A 16411-nucleotide genomic window follows, 5' to 3' on the forward strand; every position below is an offset into this window, starting at 1 on the left:
CGGGTTTACTCGTTGGTTTCAGACTCAAGCACACAATCTACGTAGTAGCGTGGCAGTCCATCAGGGCCGATATCCTGCGCCAGTCCATGCACATAGGTCTCAAAGCCAGGGAAGCGGGCATTGAACTCGCGTGCAAATTGCAGGTACTCCACAATGCGCGAGTTAAAGCGTTCGCCAGGAATCAGCAAGGGAATACCGGGAGGGTAAGGCGTCAGCAAGACACCCGTCACACGGCCTTCCAGTTCGTCAATGCCAACGCGCTCGATATCGCCGTGCGCCATCTTGGCATAGGCATCCGAAGGCTTCAAAGCGGGAACCATGTCGCTCAGGTACACCTCGGTCGTCAGGCGAGCCAGATCGTACTTGCGATAGGCCTGGTGAATCTGCTGACACAGGTCACGCAAACCCATGCGCTCGTAGGTAGGCTGAGTCTTGCAGAAGTCCGGCAAAATGCGCCACATGGGCTGATTGCGGTCGTAATCGTCCTTGAACTGCTGCAAGGCGGTCAGCAAGGTATTCCAGCGGCCTTTGGTGATGCCAATGGTGAACAGAATAAAGAAGGAATACAGGCCGGTTTTTTCGACTACCACGCCGTGCTCGGCCAGATACTTGGAGACCAGAGCGGCAGGAATACCCTGTTCAGCAAAGGTGCCGGAAATATCCAGGCCAGGAGTCACTACCGTGGCTTTGACCGGGTCCAGCATGTTGAAGTTGGTCGACAACTTGCCAAAGCCGTGCCACTCCGCATCGGAGCGCAGAATCCAGTCGTCGCGCTCGCCTATGCCTTCTTCAGGCAGATTATCCGGGCCCCAAACCTTGAACCACCAGTCGTTCTCGCCGTATTCCTTGGACACCTTGCGCATGGCGCGACGAAAGTCCATGGCCTCGCAAATGCTTTCCTCGACCAGTGCGGTGCCGCCGGGCGGCTCCATCATGGCCGCCGCCACATCACAGGACGCAATAATCGCGTACTGCGGGCTGGTGCTGGTGTGCATCAGGTAGGCTTCATTGAACACGTTGCGGTCCAAGGGGCGGTTCTCCGCATCCTGCACCGTAATCTGGGACGCCTGCGACAAGCCAGCCAGCATTTTATGCGTGGAGTGCGTGGCGTAGATCATGGTGTCTTTGGTGCGCGGACGGTCCGCACCAATGGCGTGCATGTCGTGATAGAAATCGTGGAACGCCGCATGCGGCAACCAGGCTTCATCAAAGTGCAGCGTGGGGATCTTGGAGTCCAGGGTTTCCTTGATCATTTCCACGTTGTAGATCACACCGTCATAGGTGCTTTGCGTCAGCGTCAGAATACGAGGCTTCTTGTTCTTGGCCTTGCTGGCAAAGGGGTTGGCCTCGATCTTGCGCGCAATGTTTTCCGGCAGGAACTCATCTTGCGGAATCGGGCCAATAATGCCCAGGTGGTTGCGCGTGGGGCGCAGAAACACCGGGATAGCGCCCGTCATGGTAATGGCGTGCAGAATCGACTTGTGGCAGTTACGGTCCACAACCACCACGTCGTTATTGGCCACATTGGCGTGCCAGACGATCTTGTTGGACGTGGACGTTCCGTTCGTCACGAAAAAGCAGTGGTCGGCATGGAAGATACGGGCAGCATTGCGCTCGGCCTCGGCCACCGGGCCGGTGTGGTCCAGCAGTTGGCCCAATTCATCGACCGCATTACAGACGTCGGCACGCAACATGTTTTCACCAAAAAACTGGTGAAACATCTGGCCAACCGGGCTTTTCAGAAAGGCTACGCCTCCCGAATGCCCTGGGCAGTGCCAGGAATAGGAACCGTCAGAAGCGTACTTGACCAGCTCGCGGAAAAACGGCGGCGCCAGGCTTTCCAGGTAGGAGCGGGCTTCACGGATGATGTGACGCGCCACGAACTCGGGCGTGTCCTCGAACATGTGAATGAAGCCGTGCAGCTCGCGCAAAATATCGTTGGGGATATGCTGCGAGGTGCGTGTCTCGCCGTACAGATAGATGGGGATGTCCTCGTTGCGGAACCGCAGCTCGCCAATAAAGGAGCGCAGGTTCTTGATCGCATTGGCGACATCCTCCGGGGAATCCACATCGAATTCCTCATCATCAATCGACAAAATGAAGGCGCTCGCGCGGCTTTGCTGTTGCGCAAAAGAACTAAGGTCACCATAGCTGGTGACCCCGAGAACCTCTACGCCTTCGGCCTCTATCGCCGAGGCCAGGGCTCGAATGCCCAGGCCCGACGTATTTTCGGAACGGTAGTCTTCGTCGATGATGACGATGGGAAAACGAAACTTCATCCAGAACTCCTAGGTACGAGGCAGGGTAACGCCTAGCTGACCTTGATATTTGCCGCCGCGGTCGCGGTACGACACTTCGCACACTTCATCGCTTTCAAAGAACAACATCTGTGCACACCCTTCACCGGCGTAAATCTTGGCGGGCAGCGGGGTGGTATTGGAAAACTCCAGGGTGACGTGGCCTTCCCACTCGGGTTCCAGCGGAGTCACGTTCACGATGATGCCGCAACGGGCATAAGTACTTTTGCCCAGACACATGGTCAACACACTGCGAGGAATACGAAAGTACTCAACCGTGCGGGCCAGCGCGAAAGAATTGGGCGGAATAATGCACACATCACCGACAAAATCCACAAAGGATTTTTCATCGAAAGCCTTGGGGTCCACGATGGTCGAGTTGATGTTGGTGAAAATCTTGAATTCGTTGGCACAACGCACATCGTAGCCATAGCTGCTGGTGCCGTAGCTGACGATACGTTGTCCGTCTACATTGCGCACTTGGCCTGGCTCGAAAGGCTCGATCATGCCCTGGGCAGCAGCCCGCCGAATCCAACGGTCGCTTTTGATACTCATAAGAAATTAGCCGCCTTAAATCAGTAACCGGTTATTTTATCGTTTAGATACACACACAAGCCAATTGCGGCGCAAATATGTCATTTGCGCCACAATTCTCTGCCCGCTTTGCGCCGGGCAAGCCTGCATCAATCCTTCGAGAACCAGCGGTAAATCAGGGCCAGACCGTTTACCGTACCGGCGCTGACCTCAGCCGTCAGGCCTCGTGCCAGGCGGTAGCTGGCTCGACCCACCGTTCCGGTATCGGCCATGGCCTGCTCCAGGCTAACGGAAATATCCGCCGTCAGTGCCTTGGTGATCGCAATAAACTTGCGCTCTTCGTTGCTGGTGCCGCTGTTCAGGGATTTGACCACACTTTCCACCGGCAAAATGCTACCGGCACTGCCCAGGTCGCCCGAGCGCATCGCCACTTCATCAATCCCGAACTTGCGGTAGAAGGGCTCGCCATCGCCCAGGAAGGACGTCCCGACACTGAGCAGCAAGGCCATGTCACCACCAGAATCATCCGGCCCGTGGCCCAGCAGGAGCCAGGACAGTTTTTCAACTTCGCTGACTTCCGGGTAGGACACCAAATCGATTCTGGGCTTGCGAGCCGTACCGGCTACCTTAACACCTGCCTCTACAGCCTGACCGGTACGCAAGGCTTCGATGTCCAGAATAGGCGAGGTAATGTCACCCTGGAAGGTCACGGTTCCGCGCTTGAGCAGCAACTTCTGACCATAGAGCTCAATTCGCCCGCCACGAGTGCGCAAGGCACCCATGCCGGTCAACTTGCCGCCAATCATGGTGACCCTCAGGCTGCCAACCAGACCGGAGTTCACGCCGTAACCCGTCAGGTAAAAACGCGGCCCCAGATCCACATCAATTTCCATGCTCATGTCGGTTGCAGCCTGGGAAGGCTCGGAAGCCGGTTCGTCGCCTGCCCGCACAATCACCACATCGCTATCAACAGTGGGAATACCACCCAACATGTCCAGGTTGAACCAACCCGCATCAGCAACAACCTTGCCGGTAATGGCAATACGCGGCAGTTCCATGTCCAGATTGATATTGCCGGACATCATGGCGTAACGATCGGAGCGCTGCAGAATCGGGAAGCGGAAAATATCCACGTCAAAGGCCCCTTGCTGAGTGCTCAGGTTCCACTGCCCCGACACAGTCAGCCTGCCATCCTTGGCGTCCGGGCTCTCTTTCAGCCAGGTTGCGGTACGCCATTCCTGCGGCTCTACTCGTGGGCGAGCCGGGAACGTCAAGGACTCCAGGCGGAAGATGTCACCATCGAAACGGGCATCCAACTGACCGTCAATTAGACGGATGCCGTCATCCAGACGTGTGAAACGCAACTCGCGGCCCCTTACCGTGCCACGACTAGTCCAGGCCCATTTCGCACCCACATCAATATTCACGTCTGCATTCAAGCGACCGCCCAGCTCCATGGCATCGCCCAGGAACAGGCGCGTCCAGCTCAAGTCATCAATATTGGCTTGTATGCTGACCGTTTTGCGATCGTTCTCATTCAAGGCCAGCCCGTGAAGAGGAGTCTGGGCCTTGGCTGTGACGTAACCCATTTCCTTGGTACGCACATCCATCTGAGCATCCAGACGGCTGGTCGTGGCCGAGGTAGGTTTCGCATTGATGACGATACTCAGATCTTCCAGCCCCAGGGACATGGGCGGCTCAGCAAAAACCTGTACATCCCCCGCCACGCGGTCGACGCGCACCTGGCCGGACAAGGCGCCATTAAATTTCAGGTCCCAGCGCGCTTTGATATCAATTTCGGGCGGCTGAGTTTTCTTGTTCTTGGCAATCTTGACACCACCCTTGGCCTTGTCAGCGTTCTCTTCTACGCCAACTTTGCGCAGCAAGCGCGCGATGCGAGGCTCGGACAGGACCAGGTCCAACAACTCACCACGGCTGGCCCATTGTCCAGGCTGGTAAGTGGATTCCTGATGACGCAGATTGATCCAGGGTTCGCCATCAACTGTGGTGCTCAAGGTACCGGCACCAACTCGCACTGACCAGGGAGCCAAAGGCTCGGGTGCCTTGGGAGCGTTTGCTGTTTTATCGGCTGCGTTTTCGGGAACGCCAGCCTGTGCCTTCGCTTGCTCTGCTGCCGATGAAGCAGACGGAGCAGCATTGGCCGCAGCAGCAGACTTAGTATCGGGGTTGTCCTTCGTTTCCGGATTTATACCGGCTTGAGCCGCTCCTTCTTCCTTGGCGGCCCCCTGGCCTGCTGCACCACCTTCAACCTTGGATTGGTCCTTGGCCTCTGCTGTGGCAACTTGAACAGGAGGCTCCGGCGCCCGCAGAGCATCGGTAAAACGCACAGGCAGTGCCGACTGCAAACGCACGATCAAACCGGCATGGTCGGCCACCAAACGGTTTATCTTGCCATCCCAATACGCGGCCTTGCCCTGATCGGCAAAATGCCAGCCACCTTCCAGTGCCAGATCGGCCTCGGCCATGCCTTGGCCCAACTGCCCCTTGGCCTTGCCGCCCAAGTCGTACTGGCCCTTCAACTGCAGGGTGTGATGAGCGATATCGCCACGCAACTGCCCTTCTGCCGACGCCTTGCCCAGCTCCAGGCCAGGCCACAGTTGCTCGGCACGAGGCATCTTCGCCAGCAAATCCAGCTCGGCCTTGCCAGACATGCCAAAACCACCTTTCAACTGAACCTGGTTATCCCCGATCTTCATATCGGTGAGCACATCCGAAACCGACAGCAAACGCCACCAATCCGCTTGGCCCGGCTGAGCCGGAGCCGACGCTTTTGCCTTGATCTGCCCGATAGCGGCCTGCTTGTTCCAGCGACTACCCTGCAAAAGCTGCACATCCACATCCGCGGAGAGCAATTGTTCTTTATCCGCCAAGACCACATCGAACTGGCCTTGGGTATTAATCAGGGCGTCGGGCAGCACATCGCCCAACAAGGCATGCAGATCCAGCTTGTCGCTGCGGAACTGACCTTTGAAATGATCCTGAACGTGCACACCTTCCTGCGTGGCATCCCAGGCGAAGTCTGCATCCAGCGAGGACTCGTCTGGCAGTTTCACCGCCACCTTGGCCTGACGCACTGGCACGGAATCCAGCGGGCTCAATTCTGCGCTGGCGTCCAGGCTATAGCCCTGGCCCTGACCGTTAAGCAGCAAGGTGGCTTGTTCCAGAGAGCCATTCAAGGTGATTTGAGCGTTGACCACACAATCGGGCAAAGGCTCGGGCTCAGGAACAGCAACTGGTTCCTGGATACGTTCTTCATCGACAAGACCCGTACTACCCTCGGGCTCGGAGCTGATGACTCCGGCGACACCCTGGGCGTCTACGGGCTGATCGACTGGCGGGCTGGCAGGAGTTGCATGACTCGGGGCGCTGGCCTCAGCTTGACCTTGCTGTGTTATTGCAGCCTTGGCACTGGTCTTGGCCGTTTCAACCGTGGCTGTTTTTTTGGACCGATCGACTACTGCCTTCTCGGCAGGTTTGCCGGATTTCGACGGCTCTGCATAAGCAGGCAAATACTGTTTCGCACAAATAGGCGAATCGGCCGTCAAACCGCGAGCAATGATTTGAATATCGGCTCGTGCCGGGTAAGGCGCTTGTAGTCCCGCCAACTCCACCTCACCCTGAAAGCCGGCGCGGATGGACTCATTAGCCACCATCAAATCGTACAGTCGAAGCTGCGCGCTGTCGGAATCCAACGCCAGTGCCGAAGACAAATCCGCAATCGCGACCGGCAAGGGCGTGCCATCCTGCGTTAACAAGAACTGCCCCAAAGCCAGCTTGTCCACGGCAATACTAATAGGCAGCTCGGGCATTGTGAAGGGCTCATCGGACTTGGGCTCGTCCGAGGAGGTCAAGGCCACATCCACTTTCTGAGCACTAAGCTCTACCACGTGCAGGCGGCGTTCCCACAGTTCTTTCCAGTTGGCCTGCAAGCGCAAACGCTCGATATCCACATGGGTGTCCGGCAAGCCCAGCACCAGGTGGTCGATACTCAAGCCATCCCAAATGGTTCCGCGCACGCCTTGGGCGCTGCCCTGCGCATAGGGCAAAGCCGTGCGCAAGGCCCAGCTTGTACCGGCCTGACTGGCCAGCACCCAATACACAAAGCCGCAAACAAGCAGCAGGGCAATCACCACAAAAGGAATGCCCCACAAAGCGAAATATCGGAACCAGCGCCGAACCCAAGCCATTAAAATGCGATTCCCAAAGAAAAGCTCAAACGTACGCGTTTGTCTCGCTGACCATAGGCCAGATCAAGATTGAAAGGGCCAGCAGGGGTGCGCACCACCGCACCCAAACCGTAGCCCCAGGCTAAATCCATATCACCAAAGCTGGGCGCAGCGTCACCCACGTCAACAAAAGCGCGCATGCCATACATACTGGTGAAAAAGTGCGTGTATTCCACGCTGGCTACGGCCATGGCTGGCGCGCCCACCACGGCGTCGCCTTGTCGAAGCCCAATGCTTTGATATTTGTAGCCACGGACACTACGAGCGCCCCCGGTGCGATAACCGAAGTCAGGCGGTGTGCGGTCCGTCATGCGCCAAACCTTACCGATTTCACCCCGCAGGGACAAAATATCCCGCTCCCCAACTGGCCACCACTGCTGCAATCGCAAATTACTGCGGTAAAAGGTCTCGCCCTTGTCCAGCGTGACACCGGCGCCCACGCCAAAATCAATCAGATTGCCTTCGCGCGGATCGTACTTCTTGTCTACGTCCCGACGCAGCCATTGCCAGGTTGCAATGGCAGAAGGTGTTTCACGGGTGGGCAGACCGGAAATCTTGGTCTTGTCCCAGGCGCCCAGTAAGCCCCATTCGGTTTCATATTCCACGCGGCTATTGCCCGCTGCCTGTCGCTCCTGGCGCAGCTTCCAGCCCAGGGCCGCCCGCTCCGTGTCCAAACCTTCAATGTCCGAGCGATCGTACAAGACACCAAAACTGTTCTTGTAGCCGCTAATGGTGGGCGGCAAGTGAATGTCATAAAAGGCCCGCTGACGTTTTTTATCCACGCCAATACCGGCCTCGGTCCAGATCGGCAGGCCAAACACAATATTCTTTCGATACAAGGCCTCAACACGCGCGCCGTGGTCACTGTCAAAACCCAAGGAGCCGGTGAACTGCCTGGATGGCGCTTCTGTAACCCGTACACGTACAGGCAGTTCTACATCACCATCTGGAAGCTCTTTCTTTTTGCCGGCTTGTTCATCCAGGGTGACAAAGGCACCCCGGAAAAAAGTGGTGGCAGCCAAAGATTGCTGCCACTCGTCCAGCTTGTCCTGATCGTAAGGATCACCGGGGGTATAGCGCACATAGCGGTCTACCAGAGACTGGGGAACTCGCTTCAGACCAGTGGTTTCCAGCGGCCCCATGCGAACCCTCGGCCCGCTATCCACTTTCAGGGAAAGGTCGGCCACGCCTTCATCGGCCAATACGGTTGCCCGCGTGTCTATGTAACGAGCGTAGTAAAAGTCCTGGCGCTGTACACTTTCCAGCAGATCCGACTTGGCGGAGGACCAGACCGAATTCAAAAAGGGATCGTCCACTTTCAAAGGAAAGCTGGCTTTGATCCCTTCCAGACGCACCTGATATTCCGGCTCCTGAATCTTGCCTTTGAAGTCCAGGGCAATGTCTCGTACGCGCGTGATTTCGCCCGGCTGAATAATGATGTCCCAATATTCACCGCTGGAATCCTCACCCACCTCCAGCGTGACCACAGAGTCAAAATAACCCTGAGTCTGCAAGGCGGAGACGGTCGCATCGTGAGCCCGGCGCCGCAGACGCGAGACCTCTCCCAAGTCCTGGTCTTCCGCCAAACGTGTAATGGCACTGACCGCGCGCTGAATTTCTTTCAGCGCCTGGGGGGGCACGCCCCCCGGATCAATAATGACATCGGGAACGGAAGACTGAGCCCATACTGCAGGGCTCAGGACTATCGAAAACAACAGGCAAAAGCCGGATTTGCGCATACGTACTCAAAGAGGACGAGGAACAACCTTGGGGCGCTGCCCCGACGTGTCTGGAGGAAGTTGCGACAAGTTAGCCGAAACGCGATTGGCAATCTCGTGATACAGGCGGGCCTCGGGACTGTCTGCGCTGGCAATCACCGTCGGGGTACCGGAGTCGGTCTGAGCCCGAATGCTCATTGCCAACGGCAAGGCACCCAGCCAAGGCACGTTGAACTGGCTGGCCATATCGCGACCACCATGCTGACCGAAGACCGGGTCAGCATGACCACAGTTCGAGCAGATATGGACCGACATGTTTTCCACAATACCCAGAACAGGCACATTCACCTTCTGGAACATGTTCAAGCCACGCTTGGCATCGATCAGCGCCAGATCCTGAGGAGTGGTCACAATCACTGCACCCGTCAAAGGCACTTTCTGCGACAAGGTCAAGGCGATATCGCCAGTGCCGGGAGGCATATCGATAATCAGGTAGTCCAGATCATCCCAACGCGTTTGTGTAAGCAGCTGTGTCAGCGCCTGGGTTGCCATCGGGCCGCGCCAGATTGCGGGAGCGTCTTCGTCCAGCAGGAAACCAATCGAGTTGGCTTGCAAACCGTGACCAATCAGCGGCTCCATCATCTTGCCGTCTGCACTGCGTGGGCGCTCGTGCAGGCCCAGCATGGTGGGCACGCTAGGGCCATAAATATCCGCATCCAGCAAACCAACACGCGCACCTTGCATATGCAAGGCCAAAGCCAGGTTCACCGACGTTGTACTTTTACCCACACCGCCCTTGCCCGAGGACACCGCAATAATGTTGCGGATATTGGGCATGGGTCGCAACCCTTCCTGCACAGCATGCACGCCAATGCGGGGATTCAAATGCAGCTTGGACAGGGTGGCACCCACGCCTGTCAAGGCTTGCTCGATACGTTCGCGCAGCTGTCCCTGAATGTCATAAGCCGTATAGGGCAGGTGCAAAGTCAGCTCAACCTGGTTCTGGTCAATGCTCAGCTCGCATCGACCCGCATCGACCGATAACTTCTTTAACGTGTTGGGATCGGTCACACTCGCCAGGGCTTGCAACACGCGCTCGGAACTCACTGTCATTTATCCAAAACCTTGATATAAAGAAACATCACCATACCTTTAAACCAGAAAATTAGCGGTTCAAGAGGAATTTTTTTACACTTATGATGTCATACTAACCCTATGAACACATTTAACCAGATTATCCGCACAGCCCTCTTTGTCTTGCTGACAATTTTCGGTGCAATCATGGCGTTTATCTTCATGGTTTCTACCGCTATTGCGATCGGCATTTTATACATTGTGGCGCGTATTAGTGGCCGTCCTTTCGGCGTCAAAGCCTATTGGGACCAGCGCCGCCGCCCTGCCGCTGCCAGCAAACAGTCGACCACACCACGTTCGCGTGATGTCACCGACATCGAGATGCGCGAGATTCCTTAACAGTTCTTGACTGTTCGCCAAGCCTTTGGCGAGCAGCAACGCTGATTAGGCACTGCCCCCGAACACCCTGAGTCGTCAAAGGCTCAGGGTGTGTGCATTTGTATCATTCGCAATTGCCGATCAGCACTTTGCCCGTGGACATTCCTCGGTCTGGCGCAGCACAAGTGTGCAATAGACCGTAGAATCCTTGTTCCCTTTCTCTTTTATTTTGTTAAGTCATGTCACGAACGATATTTGTTACGACCGCCCTGCCGTATGCCAACGGCTCGTTTCACATCGGCCACATCATGGAATATATCCAGGCCGACATCTGGGTTCGGTCCATGCGAATGTCGGGACATACTGTGCATTTTGTGTGTGCGGACGACGCCCATGGCGCGCCCATCATGCTCAAGGCAGAAAGCGCTGGCATTACCCCCGCTCAGTTGGTAGACAAGATCGCGGCCGAGCGCCCCACCTACCTGAACGGCTTTAACGTCAAATTCGACCACTGGCACCGTACGGACTCGCCAGACAACGTCGAACTGGCCCAGGATATCTACCGCACGCTGAAAAGCGCCGGCTTTATTGACACCCGCACCATCGAACAGTTCTACGATCCGGTCAAAGGCATGTTCCTGCCCGATCGTTACATCAAGGGCGAGTGCCCCAAGTGTCACGCCAAGGACCAGTACGGCGACAGCTGCGAAGTCTGTAGCGCGGTTTACGCTCCTACCGAACTGATCGAGCCCTACTCCACCCTGACCAATGCACGTCCGGTGTTAAAGACCTCGGAGCACTTTTTCTTCCGTCTGTCCGACCCGCGCTGCGTAGCCTTCCTGCAAGAGTGGACCACGGGCAAGAACGCCCAGGGCAAGCCACGTCTGCAATCGGAAGTGCTGGGCAAGACCCGCGAATGGCTGGGTACAGGCGAAGGCGCAGAGGCCTCTCTGAACGACTGGGATATTTCCCGCGACGAACCCTACTACGGCATCCCGATTCCGGACGCTCCCGGCAAATATTTCTACGTCTGGCTGGACGCCCCTGTTGGCTATCTGGCCTCCTTGAAAGCCTACTGCGCCAAGGCCGGTCTGGACTTTGATGCCTTGCTGGATCCGGAAGGCAGCACCGAGCAGGTCCACTTCATCGGCAAGGACATCGTGTACTTCCACGCCCTGTTCTGGCCTGCCATGCTGAAGTTCTCCGGCCGTAAAGTGCCTGACGCCTTGAACGTGCACGGTTTCATCACGGTTAGCGGCGAGAAAATGTCCAAGAGCCGTGGCACCGGCATTTCGCCTCTGCGCTACCTGGAGCTGGGCATGGATGCAGAGTGGATGCGCTATTACATGGCCGCCAAGCTGAACTCGCACGTCGAAGACATGGATTTCAATCCTGACGACTTCATTGCCCGCGTCAACAGCGACCTGATTGGCAAGTACGTCAACATCGCCAGCCGTGCCGCCAACTTCATCAGCAAGCATTTTGATGGCAAGCTGGCATACCAGGGCGACACTTCCGAACTGCAAAACCAGCTCAAGGAAGTCGCCGAGAAAGTCCGCACCGACTTGGAAAGCCGCGAGTATGGTCGTGCCGTGCGCCAGATCATGGCTCAGGCCGACATCATCAACCAGGCTTTTGATACCGCCCAACCTTGGGTCATGGCCAAAGGCATTGCGACCGCCGAGCAAGCTCAGAAAGATGCGCTGCAAGATATTTGCTCGCGCACCCTGGCTGGCTTCAAGGGCTTATCCGTCATGCTGACCGCCATCTTGCCCACCCTGACCCATCGCGTGGCCCACGAACTGTTTGGTCTGGACCGCGACTTTGTCTGGGACGACGTGGCTGCCTTGCCTGATCACATCGCTCCCTTCAAGCATCTGATGCAGCGAGTAGACAGCGCCATGGTGGACGAGCTGCTGGCTCCGCCACCCGCTCCCGTCGTGTTGCCCGGTGGTGAAGCCATTGCCGAAACCATCGACATCAAGGACTTCATCAAGGTGGACCTGCGCATTGCCAAAATCGTCAGTTGCGAAGCCGTAGAAGGTTCGGACAAGCTGCTGCGTCTGAGCCTGGACACTGGCGAAGGCCGCTTGCGCCAAGTGTTCTCCGGCATCAAGTCGGCTTACCAGCCCGAAGATCTGATCGGCAAGCTGACGGTACTGGTCGCTAACCTGGCTCCTCGCAAGATGCGTTTCGGCGTATCCGAGGGCATGGTGCTGGCGGCCAGCCATGCGGATGATGCGGTGGATCAAGGCATCTATATTCTGGAACCATTCCCCGGTGCCCAGCCCGGTATGCGCATCAATTAAGACGCATTCCTGATACGCAAAAGAGCCTCGCCGAAAAAGCGAGGCTTTTTTGTCTACATCTACCAAAGAACAGGCTCAAAACAGTCTGCCAAGCCCCTTTCAGCGCCCCGTAACCCCGGAAAGCCGATACACTCTTTATCTTGAAACTGCTGTATTGATGCACAGTCTGCTGCTTTGAATGCAAGGACCTCTTGGCATGGAAAACATCCCCCCTACTGAACTGGATCGGCACCTTGGTGCGCAGCGCTCCACCTGGGTCAGTGTCATCGTCAATATCAGTTTGAGCGTGCTGCAAATTGTGGTGGGTCTGTTTGCTCATTCGCAGGCCCTGATTGCTGACGCCATCCACTCCCTGTCCGACCTGCTGTCGGACTTTGTAGTGCTGATCGCCAACCGCCATAGCCGTCGAGGTCCGGACGCAGATCACCCTTACGGACATTTGCGCTACGAAACGGCGGCCACCCTGGCCATTGGCGGCCTCTTGCTGGCCGTCGGACTGGGCATGCTATGGAATGCCGTGTCTTCCTTGCGCGACCCCAGCAGCATCGAAGCAGTACACCCGATTGCCCTGGCCATTGCCTTCATCGCGCTCTGTAGTAAAGAACTCCTGTTTCGCTACATGTTGCGTGTCGCGAAGCGCTTGCGCTCGACCATGCTGGTTGCCAATGCCTGGCACGCGCGCTCCGACGCAGCCTCCTCGCTGGTCGTCAGCGTCGGGGTGATGGCCAACCTGGCAGGTCTGCCCTTGGGCGACCCCTTGGCCGCCAGTATTGTGGGTTTGATGATTCTGCGCATGGGCTGGAAGTTTTCTATTGGCGCATTTCACGACCTGACCGATAAAGCGGTCGATCAGGAAACGGAAGAGCGCATTGCCAAGCTCTTGCGCGAGACCCCCGGTGTGGAAGGCATACACCAGCTAAGAACCCGCAAGCTGGGTGACATGATCTGGGTAGAAGTGGATCTGGAAATGGACGGCACCCTGACTATTGCACAAGGTCATGCCATTGCCGTGGCCGCACGGGACCGTGTAATGGCCGAAGAGCCCGTGCTGGATGTCATGACGCACTTTGATCCGGTCACACCCAAGCGCTAAACCCTGTCTAAGCTCTACGAGCCTCGCCAGCCCAACAGCAGGCTATCCAGGACGGCGGGCGCTCTCGGGTGCCAGCATCTCTACCAGTACACGGGACAAGGCCGTCACCATCTCATTGGCATGAGGCCGATGCAAAATCGCCAGTTCAAAAGCATCGATACGGGGCAGACCTTGTGCTTGGCCCAATTCAACATGGTCATCGCGCACCGCACGCCGCGGCAGCAAGCTGATCCCCATCCCGTCTGCCACCGCCCCCTGAATACCGCTCAAGCTGGAACTGGTAAAGCTGATACGCCAACGACGTCCCAAGGACTCGACAGCACTGATGATTTCCTCTCGATACACACCCCGACGCGGGAAGGTCACCAAGGGGATGGGGTCCAGATGAAAGACCGGATCAGTCGCACTATCCACCCAGGCCGTCTGCTCGGGTAGACAAGCCACCGCTTCACGGGCATTGTGACGCTGCTTGACCAGCACCAGATCCAGCTCACCCTGATCGTAAGCGGCCAGCAGGTCGCTGCTCAGGCCGCTACTGACTTCCAGACGCACCTGCGGGAAGCGACGGTTGAAGCCCGCCAAGGCCCGCATGGTCTGTCCATTGGTAAAGTCCTCAGGCACGCCCAGACGCACGGAAATAGTCACCAGAGAACCGGATAGGGCTTCAGACAGCTGATGATTCAAAGCCAGCATCTGGCGGGCGTAACCCAACAGGGTCTGCCCCGCTTCAGTCGTGCTGACGCCCCGGCTGGCCCGGTCCAGCAGACGCAGCCCGGCCAGTTCCTCCAGGCGCCGCACTTTCTGGCTGATCGTGGACTGTGTGGAATGCAAACGCGTTGCGGCCGCCGTGAAGCTGCCGCAATCGACTACCGTCAACAAGGCCCGCAGCAGGTCCAGGTCGTACAAGGGCCGGTTCAGGCTGGGACTGCTTGATAGTTGATGATCCATATGCTCAAACCCTTTCTGAAATCCGCCAGGGTAATCCACCCCGCCGCCCGTTTATTCAAAAAACAAATACTAGAGATTTATACATTTAATTTGTAAATATCACCAGCAGTCGTTAAGGTGTATTGGTCCCGCGCATTACAACGACATCCCGCCTGTGCCTTTTGCCAGCCGCCGGGATTGCGCCGTGCCGTTCGACAGATTTTTCCTTACTGAATTTCAATGGGAATCAACATGTCCAAAGTCAATTACTACGCCCCTCCAGGTGGCCATCCTCCTCAGACTCAGTTGCTGACGGACCGCGCCATGTTCACCGAGGCCTATGCCGTGCTGCCCAAAGGCGTGCTGCAAGACATCGTGACCAGCTTCCTGCCCGGTTGGGAAAATACCCGTCTGTGGGTATTGGCACGTCCTCTGTCCGGCTTTGCCGAGACCTTCTCCCAATACATCATGGAAGTAGGCCCACAGGGTGGCAGCAACAATCCTGAGTCCGACCCCGAAGCCGAAGGCGTGATTTTTGTCGTCAAGGGCCAGCTGGAACTGGTTCTGGAAGGCACCAAGCACATCATGGAAGAAGGCGGCTATGCCTTTATTCCTCCTTCCACCAACTGGACCTTGCACAACCGCACGGGCGAGCTGGCCAACTTCCACTGGATTCGCAAGCGCTACCAGCGTGTGGAAGGCCTTGATGCCCCTGAAGCCTTTGTGACCAACGAAAAAGACGTGAAACCTGGCGTCATGCCTGGCACCGAAGGCCGTTGGAGCACCACCCGTTTCACCGACATGTCCGACCTGCGTCACGACATGCACGTGAACATCGTGAACTTTGAACCCGGTGGCGTGATCCCCTTCGCTGAAACGCACGTGATGGAACACGGTCTGTACGTTCTGGAAGGTAAGGCGGTGTACCGTCTGAACCAGGACTGGGTTGAAGTGGAAGCCGGTGACTTCATGTGGCTGCGCGCTTTCTGCCCGCAGGCTTGCTACGCAGGCGGACCAGGCCGTTTCCGCTACTTGCTGTACAAAGACGTAAACCGTCATGCCAATCTGACACTTGGCGGCACTCGCTAATAGGGTCTGAAACAAAACAGCCGCTGCCCGTCAGCGGCTGTTTTGCATTACAAACACGCCAAACCGGAACGCGTCCCCCTGATGCCGACTGTGCCCGCAGGGGTCCCACACGGCACAGATAGAGACTCTGGTTTCAAGGCTCATTCCAACCTTGCTTCTCTACAGGAGAAAAACATGAACGATAAACACTATCTGCTGCGCTCCATCCAGATCGCCGAAGAGAATGTCGCCCGCGGCGGCCAGCCCTTTGGCGCAGTGCTGGTGCGCGATGGCCAAGTTCTGGCCGAAGGGGTTAATGAGACCTACATTGCCCATGACCCCACAGCGCACGCTGAGATCCAGGCGCTGCGTACTGCCAGCCAGAACGTGAAAAGCAGCAGCCATGCAGGCAGCACCATGTATGCCAGCGGCATCCCCTGCCCCATGTGCATGGCCGCCATGATCGCCTCGGGCGTGGAGCGCGTGGTGTATTGCGCCGACGATGAGGAAGGCGAACCCTTTGGCTGGTCCACCGAATCCTTCTACAAGAAAATACAGCAGGACTTTGGCAAACAGGGCGTGAAAATGGAACACCTGCCCTTGCCTGAAAAACGCAAAGTGTATGAAGCCTGGCAAGCCCGGTTTGGGCAAGGCTCCAACCAGGACTAAAACAAGGAACATTCAAAACCCTGCCATCAAGCAGGGTTTTGCGTATTTACATAGACAGACAAGTCAGAAAAGTTTATAAAACAGAGCAGTTATAGTA

Annotated in this window: 11 protein-coding genes; 5 read left to right on the forward strand and 6 right to left on the reverse strand. The window is 56.9% G+C overall.

From position 1 onward, the window contains the following. Nucleotides 1-5 precede the first annotated feature (5 nt). From N879_RS11010 to apbC, 5 genes are all read right to left on the reverse strand, one after another. Nucleotides 6-2279: an arginine/lysine/ornithine decarboxylase gene (locus N879_RS11010; protein WP_009461127.1), complete on the reverse strand. Its 2274-nt coding sequence runs from the start codon at nucleotides 2277-2279 to the stop codon at nucleotides 6-8. Between the two features lie 9 nt (nucleotides 2280-2288). Next, nucleotides 2289-2852, reverse strand: a complete 564-nt coding sequence (gene dcd, locus N879_RS11015; RefSeq protein WP_009461128.1) for a dCTP deaminase — start codon at nucleotides 2850-2852, stop codon at nucleotides 2289-2291. A 128-nt stretch (nucleotides 2853-2980) separates the two neighbouring features. Continuing rightward, on the reverse strand, nucleotides 2981-7039 hold the full coding sequence (locus tag N879_RS11020) for a translocation/assembly module TamB domain-containing protein (protein ID WP_009461129.1): 4059 nt from the start codon (nucleotides 7037-7039) through the stop codon (nucleotides 2981-2983). Next, entirely contained in the window at nucleotides 7039-8817 is a 1779-nt protein-coding gene (locus N879_RS11025) for an autotransporter assembly complex protein TamA (RefSeq protein ID WP_009461130.1), read from the reverse strand. The genes N879_RS11020 and N879_RS11025 overlap by 1 nt, the downstream gene beginning before the upstream one ends. A 6-nt stretch (nucleotides 8818-8823) precedes the next feature. Then, a complete protein-coding gene (gene apbC, locus N879_RS11030) occupies nucleotides 8824-9909 on the reverse strand; it encodes an iron-sulfur cluster carrier protein ApbC (protein ID WP_009461131.1) in 1086 nt (361 codons plus the stop codon). Nucleotides 9910-10011: 102 nt separating this feature from the next. Here apbC and N879_RS11035 point away from each other — a divergent pair, with 102 nt between their 5' ends. The 3 genes from N879_RS11035 to N879_RS11045 all read left to right on the forward strand — a co-directional run bounded on the left by N879_RS11035 (nucleotide 10012) and on the right by N879_RS11045 (nucleotide 13650). After that, nucleotides 10012-10269 (forward strand): hypothetical protein, encoded by a 258-nt coding sequence (locus N879_RS11035; RefSeq protein WP_009461132.1) that lies wholly within the window; start codon nucleotides 10012-10014, stop codon nucleotides 10267-10269. Nucleotides 10270-10487: 218 nt separating this feature from the next. Beyond that, on the forward strand, nucleotides 10488-12557 hold the full coding sequence (metG, locus tag N879_RS11040; protein ID WP_021446975.1) for a methionine--tRNA ligase: 2070 nt from the start codon (nucleotides 10488-10490) through the stop codon (nucleotides 12555-12557). 196 nt (nucleotides 12558-12753) lie between these two features. Then, nucleotides 12754-13650 carry a cation diffusion facilitator family transporter gene (locus tag N879_RS11045; protein ID WP_009461133.1) on the forward strand — a complete coding sequence of 299 codons (897 nt, stop codon included), beginning with the start codon at nucleotides 12754-12756 and terminating at the stop codon, nucleotides 13648-13650. 42 nt (nucleotides 13651-13692) lie between these two features. Here the strand turns inward: N879_RS11045 and N879_RS11050 are convergent, their stop codons facing one another. Next, complete coding sequence (locus N879_RS11050; protein ID WP_021446976.1) at nucleotides 13693-14598, reverse strand: LysR substrate-binding domain-containing protein; 906 nt, start codon at nucleotides 14596-14598, stop codon at nucleotides 13693-13695. A 231-nt stretch (nucleotides 14599-14829) separates the two neighbouring features. Here N879_RS11050 and N879_RS11055 point away from each other — a divergent pair, with 231 nt between their 5' ends. Together N879_RS11055 and N879_RS11060 are read left to right on the forward strand one after the other, a co-directional pair. Further along, on the forward strand, nucleotides 14830-15666 hold the full coding sequence (locus N879_RS11055; RefSeq protein WP_009461134.1) for a bifunctional allantoicase/(S)-ureidoglycine aminohydrolase: 837 nt from the start codon (nucleotides 14830-14832) through the stop codon (nucleotides 15664-15666). Between the two features lie 174 nt (nucleotides 15667-15840). Continuing rightward, a complete protein-coding gene (locus tag N879_RS11060) occupies nucleotides 15841-16314 on the forward strand; it encodes a nucleoside deaminase (protein ID WP_009461135.1) in 474 nt (157 codons plus the stop codon). Nucleotides 16315-16411 lie beyond the last annotated feature (97 nt).

This window comes from Alcaligenes sp. EGD-AK7 (assembly GCF_000465875.3).
GTDB lineage: Bacteria > Pseudomonadota > Gammaproteobacteria > Burkholderiales > Burkholderiaceae_B > Alcaligenes > Alcaligenes phenolicus.

What these genes read in the sequence shown, in the direction of transcription:
- N879_RS11010 (WP_009461127.1), bottom strand. Translation starts at nt 2,279, where the DNA reads ATGAAGTTTCGTTTTCCCATCGTCATCATCGACGAAGACTACCGTTCC.
- dcd (WP_009461128.1), bottom strand. Translation starts at nt 2,852, where the DNA reads ATGAGTATCAAAAGCGACCGTTGGATTCGGCGGGCTGCTGCCCAGGGC.
- N879_RS11020 (WP_009461129.1), bottom strand. Translation starts at nt 7,039, where the DNA reads ATGGCTTGGGTTCGGCGCTGGTTCCGATATTTCGCTTTGTGGGGCATT.
- N879_RS11025 (WP_009461130.1), bottom strand. Translation starts at nt 8,817, where the DNA reads ATGCGCAAATCCGGCTTTTGCCTGTTGTTTTCGATAGTCCTGAGCCCT.
- apbC (WP_009461131.1), bottom strand. Translation starts at nt 9,909, where the DNA reads ATGACAGTGAGTTCCGAGCGCGTGTTGCAAGCCCTGGCGAGTGTGACC.
- N879_RS11035 (WP_009461132.1), top strand. Translation starts at nt 10,012, where the DNA reads ATGAACACATTTAACCAGATTATCCGCACAGCCCTCTTTGTCTTGCTG.
- metG (WP_021446975.1), top strand. Translation starts at nt 10,488, where the DNA reads ATGTCACGAACGATATTTGTTACGACCGCCCTGCCGTATGCCAACGGC.
- N879_RS11045 (WP_009461133.1), top strand. Translation starts at nt 12,754, where the DNA reads ATGGAAAACATCCCCCCTACTGAACTGGATCGGCACCTTGGTGCGCAG.
- N879_RS11050 (WP_021446976.1), bottom strand. Translation starts at nt 14,598, where the DNA reads ATGGATCATCAACTATCAAGCAGTCCCAGCCTGAACCGGCCCTTGTAC.
- N879_RS11055 (WP_009461134.1), top strand. Translation starts at nt 14,830, where the DNA reads ATGTCCAAAGTCAATTACTACGCCCCTCCAGGTGGCCATCCTCCTCAG.
- N879_RS11060 (WP_009461135.1), top strand. Translation starts at nt 15,841, where the DNA reads ATGAACGATAAACACTATCTGCTGCGCTCCATCCAGATCGCCGAAGAG.